Source organism: Loktanella sp. DJP18, assembly GCF_049310965.1.
Taxonomy (GTDB): domain Bacteria; phylum Pseudomonadota; class Alphaproteobacteria; order Rhodobacterales; family Rhodobacteraceae; genus Loktanella.
On record NZ_JBMERN010000201.1, the window covers coordinates 1 to 4,696 of the forward strand.

5 protein-coding genes are annotated in these 4,696 nt (G+C 54.7%); 4 read left to right on the forward strand and 1 reads right to left on the reverse strand.

The genetic code is table 11. From position 1 onward, the window contains the following. Nucleotides 1-27: 27 nt before the first annotated feature. Nucleotides 28-852 (reverse strand): IS5 family transposase, encoded by an 825-nt coding sequence (locus ACOI1H_RS23700; protein WP_422440638.1) that lies wholly within the window; start codon nt 850-852, stop codon nt 28-30. Nucleotides 853-1,168: 316 nt separating this feature from the next. Here ACOI1H_RS23700 and ACOI1H_RS23705 point away from each other — a divergent pair, with 316 nt between their 5' ends. From ACOI1H_RS23705 to ACOI1H_RS23720, 4 genes are all read left to right on the forward strand, one after another. Beyond that, nucleotides 1,169-1,510 (forward strand): hypothetical protein, encoded by a 342-nt coding sequence (locus tag ACOI1H_RS23705; protein WP_422440640.1) that lies wholly within the window; start codon nt 1,169-1,171, stop codon nt 1,508-1,510. A gap of 212 nt (nt 1,511-1,722) precedes the next feature. Further along, on the forward strand, nt 1,723-2,091 hold the full coding sequence (locus ACOI1H_RS23710; RefSeq protein WP_422440642.1) for a hypothetical protein: 369 nt from the start codon (nt 1,723-1,725) through the stop codon (nt 2,089-2,091). Between the two features lie 10 nt (nt 2,092-2,101). Continuing rightward, nucleotides 2,102-2,683 (forward strand): hypothetical protein, encoded by a 582-nt coding sequence (locus ACOI1H_RS23715; RefSeq protein WP_422440643.1) that lies wholly within the window; start codon nt 2,102-2,104, stop codon nt 2,681-2,683. 376 nt (nt 2,684-3,059) lie between these two features. Continuing rightward, nucleotides 3,060-4,529, forward strand: a complete 1,470-nt coding sequence (locus ACOI1H_RS23720; RefSeq protein ID WP_422440644.1) for a hypothetical protein — start codon at nt 3,060-3,062, stop codon at nt 4,527-4,529. Nucleotides 4,530-4,696 lie beyond the last annotated feature (167 nt).

The window sequence follows — 4,696 nt, forward strand, 5'->3', positions numbered from 1 at the left end:
GCCCGATTCAAAATGGGATGAGAGAATTCAGTCTCTTGCAAGAAGCCGCGTCATGCGCCGGAAATGGGCGATCAGGACCCAGGCTTCGGCACTTTCGATGGATTTTTCCCAATCCCTTGCCAATCGGCGGCAACGGCCGAGCCATGCGAAAGACCGTTCCACGACCCATCTGCGAGGTAGCACCTCGAAGCCCTTGGCGGTATCGGACCGCTTGACGATCTGCAGCGTCCAGCGCCCGAGGCTGACGAGGGCACCCCGGAGTTTTGGTCCGGCATAACCGCCATCAGCGAACATATGGCGCAATTTCGGGGCCTCGCGGCGAAGCTTGGCGAAGACGCCGGGCGCACCATCCCGATCCTGAATGTTGGCTGTTTGGACCTCGCATGCGATCAGGTTGCCGCAGGTATCGGTGATGATGTGACGCTTGCGTCCTTTGATCCGCTTGCCCGCATCATAGCCGGAAAGTGATGTGTTTTCAAATGTTTTTACACTTTGGCTGTCGATCACACCCGCCGTCGGTTGCACATCGCGCCCTGCCGCGGGGCGCGCCGCCGCCACCAGGTGGCGGTTGATCTCGGCCAGCAGACCATCGTCGCGCCAGCGATAGAAATAATAGCGCACAGTCGAGACCGGTGGAAAGTCCTTTGGGAGAAGCGACCATGTGCATCCCGAAGCCGCGATATACTGGATCGCATTCCAGACCCGCCGCAACTTCACCCGTCGTGGCCGCCCAAGGCGGCTGCGATCGGGCAACAGAGGCCGCACGATCTTCCATTCAGCATTGGTCAAATCGCTTGGATAGCGCTTCGTCTCGCGCATATGCTGCGCACGGGTGAGTTCGGTCCAGGGCATCGTGATCTCCGTCAAGTTTCGCAACCAGATAGAATCACAACCTGCTGAATACACTCAACTCGTTTCCGATCAGCCTCTTAGGCATCATACCCCTGTGGTAAGGTCAGGGCAACTTTTCGAGGTGCCCTTAATCTCACAGGCCTGATCAGGCAGTCTTTCGCGTCAGATAGCAGGCCGCTTGGCAAATGTTTGTTTCAACCTGAACATTTGCCGATCCAGATTTTTCATAAAAATTTAATACTGGGGGAACTCTCATCTACACTGACTGTTGCATACCCGTAGCATGATGCTGCAAACAAAATGAAGGAGACACACAATGCGGATCGAATTCACGAAAGTTGCTGGTATTGGCGCTTTTCTCGCTGCACTCACCGCGTCGCCGGTGATCGCGCAGGATATGGATATGGGTGCCTGGGATGGCGACAGCGACGGCGTCCTGAGCCAAGACGAATTTAACGAAGGTTGGGGCACCAACTACGGTGAAGATGAAACGGGATTCAGCACTTGGGATGAGGACGACGACGGCGCTCTCAACGAGGAAGAATACAACAACGGTGTGTTCAATTCCTACGATGATGACGAAAGCGGCGTGATCGAAGAGCCTGAGTTTGGCGATGTCGGCGACGACATGGGCGACGGCGGCTTCTGGGACGTCTGAAGATACCTTATTGCGTAAGGCTTGCTCTGTCAGCCTTACGCTTTTCATCAAAGCCTGTTGATTGCGACGGCCACTCCAAGCGTATCAATCCCGCCGGGACAGCGTTGTCGCTGATAGAAACGGAAGAAGCGGAGTCGACTTCAGTAGATCGCCGATTTTACGGATCAGAACCAACCCTGCGCATTTATCACTGGCTTTCGAGGAGGAACACCATGTTCAACAAGATGCTATCGCGCGGCGTGTCCGCAGCCGCAATTACCGGTGCTTTGGCAATGGGTGTTTCAGCTCAGGACATCGGTGCATGGGACGCGGATGATAATGGTGCCCTGAACGAGACAGAGTTCGCCGATGGACTTGATGACGTCGGGCTCTTCGATCAATGGGACATCAATGTCGATACCACTCTGGACCAAGACGAAGTTTTGCAGGGTGTCTTCCATATGTGCAGGGGAATCGCGTTTGGGTATGTCTCGTCACGTAGAGGTCGAAAATCATCGAAAACTGACCACGAACGCAGCGAGAGAGCCCAAAAGTTCACGCTCCGTTCGCCCTCTTCGCGCTCAAATTTCCAAACGCGATAGCCCTGTCCATATGTGGGATACGTCCGACGATGGCGAGCTCACGGTCAGCGAATGGGATGATGCGGTAGACTTGTGGTTTGGCGAAGCGGACGTGAATCTCGCGGTTGAAAATTGGGACACCGACGGCGATGGTGTCATTTCGCCTTTCGAATTCATGCGTGTGCGGCAGGAAACAAGTTTGCTCAGTCGGATCGGGTTCGATACGCCACGCGACGTTCTTGCACGCGAAGACCTTGGCGGCGGCCTATTTGGCATCGTCGATTCAGACGGTAATGCATCAATCGGCGAAGAAAGCGATGGCTGGCTTGCTGATCTGTTTGAAATGTTGAACCTGGGCACAGAGGTGGCCGTCGACGATGTCGTTGAACCTGCGGGTCTTGATGACACCACCGAATTGGGTGACGCTGACTCGTCCGATCTGATTCAGGATGGTGAAGCCTTTTCGCATCTTCCAATTCCCTGTGGTCCGGAAGGTTCTGCTTGTGATGATATCGTGAAACGATTCTGTGCCGCACTCGATTACGACCCACCGCTTGATTTCCTCGAGGTCGATGGCAGTCTCTATGTCATTCGATGTGCCGATAACTTTTGATGATCTGATCGACGCTAATACTATCGCGCAGGTCACTCTCTATCAAAGGCTATAACATACGATGGCCTTCGATGTATCTTTTATAGGTTGAGTCGACAGGGGCTCAGCTCGTAACTATGGTGGACTTTTTTTCATCTCGCCAATCATTTCGGGTGCAATGGCAGTTCCATTGAGGCTCTCAAAAATATGATCCCAGCGTCCCAATTGCATTACTATTTCGCGGCTTTCTTCGCCGGCACTTGATGTGTTAATTGAATAAATAGTGTATCTGGACTTGTATAAAAGCCCTATTTTCTTAGGCCGTTTTTTTTGGAAAATTCCGGAACAAATTATTATATGTTGTGTTTGTTTATTGCTATAAAAGAGAGGAAACGATATGAAACGGTCGAACTCGAATTTGCGTAATACTGCAATCGCGGCCATCATCGGCCTGCCGTTCACGTCGGGCATTGCATTTGCGCAGGACACTCAGCAGAGTGCCGGACAAACCGATGCCCCAAGTGCGCAATCCGGTGATGCGACGCAGCAGCAGTCGGCATCGTCAACCGCCCAGAACGGATCGGCTGAGCAATCTGATGTCATCGTCGCCACGGTTGGTGGATCGGACATTATGTCATCTGATGTGTTGACGGTCATTGATATGTTGCCGCCGCAACTCAGGACGCAACCGCCGGAAATGCTCGTTCCTATGGCGATGGAGCAATTGATACTACGCCAGCTGATACTTGCAGAAGCTCGGGCTCAGAACCTAGCTGAAGACCCCGAGGTCATTGCTTTGGTTGAAGGTGCCACCCAGGCGGCCGAAGACGATGCCATTGTACAGGTCTGGATGGGCCGCGAGATGGCAAATGCCGTGACGGATGAGGCAGTTCAGCAGGAGTATGATCGTGCCAGCGGTCAAACCGAGCAGGAACTTCCGCCACTTGCGGATGTCCGGCCCCAGATCGAGCAGCATTTGCGGCAGCAGGCGTTGCAGGCAATCCAGACTAATCTCCGGGCAGGTGCCAACATCGTATTCTTCGATGCCACCGGCAACCCGGTTGAGCAACCGCAAGATCAGAACAACTCTGGCGGTTCCGGCGACAGTGCGCAGGACAATGAGCAGAGTGCCGGACAAACCGATGAGCAGAGTGCCGGACAAACCGATGCCCCGAGTGCGCAGTCCAGTGATGCGATGCAGCAGCCGTCGGCATCGTCGACCACCCAGAGCGGATCTGCTGAGCAGCCTGATGTCGTCGTCGCCACGGTTGGTGGATCGGTCATCATGTCATCTGATGTATTGACGGTCATCGATATGTTGCCGCCGCAACTCAAGACACAGCTGCCGGAAATGCTAGTGCCTATGGCCATGGAGCAATTGATCCTGCGCCAGCTGATACTTGCAGAAGCTCAGGCTCAGAACCTGGCTGAGGACCCCGAGGTCATTGCTTTGACTGAGGGTGCCACCCAGGCGGCTGAAGACGATGCCATTGTGCAGGTCTGGATGGGCCGCGAGATGGCAAATGCCGTGACGGATGAGACTGTTCAGCAGGAGTATGATCGTGCCAGCGGTCAGACCGACCAGGAGCTTCCGCCACTGGCAGATGTCCGGCCCCAGATCGAGCAACATTTGCGGCAGCAGGCGTTGCAGGCAATCCGGACCAATCTCCGGGCAGGTGCCGACATCGTGTTCTTCGATGCCACCGGCAACCCGGTTGAGCAATCGCAAGACCAGAGCACCTCTGGCGGTTCCGGCGACAGCGTGCCAACCACGTCCGGCAACGATGCCGCATCTGACAGCGATGCGTCGGGCAATGCTGAATCAGGCAATGCTGAAGAGGATGCCCCGGATTCCTCGAATAACTGATCGCCTAAATTGAGATGCCGGGCCGGGGGCAGCGATGTCTGCCCCCGGCTTTTCAACGCGTTTTGTTCATGGGCATTTTGTAAGGATGATCCGCAAAGAAACCTAGACCAGAATATTGGAGAGCCAGATGAGTGAGCACGATAAATCCGGTCATGGAAGCCCATACC

Bases quoted from the DNA above. Each gene is read 5' to 3' on its own strand.
- ACOI1H_RS23710 (WP_422440642.1), top strand. From the start codon at position 1,723: ATGTTCAACAAGATGCTATCGCGCGGCGTGTCCGCAGCCGCAATTACC.
- ACOI1H_RS23715 (WP_422440643.1), top strand. From the start codon at position 2,102: ATGTGGGATACGTCCGACGATGGCGAGCTCACGGTCAGCGAATGGGAT.
- ACOI1H_RS23705 (WP_422440640.1), top strand. From the start codon at position 1,169: ATGCGGATCGAATTCACGAAAGTTGCTGGTATTGGCGCTTTTCTCGCT.
- ACOI1H_RS23720 (WP_422440644.1), top strand. From the start codon at position 3,060: ATGAAACGGTCGAACTCGAATTTGCGTAATACTGCAATCGCGGCCATC.
- ACOI1H_RS23700 (WP_422440638.1), bottom strand. From the start codon at position 852: ATGCCCTGGACCGAACTCACCCGTGCGCAGCATATGCGCGAGACGAAG.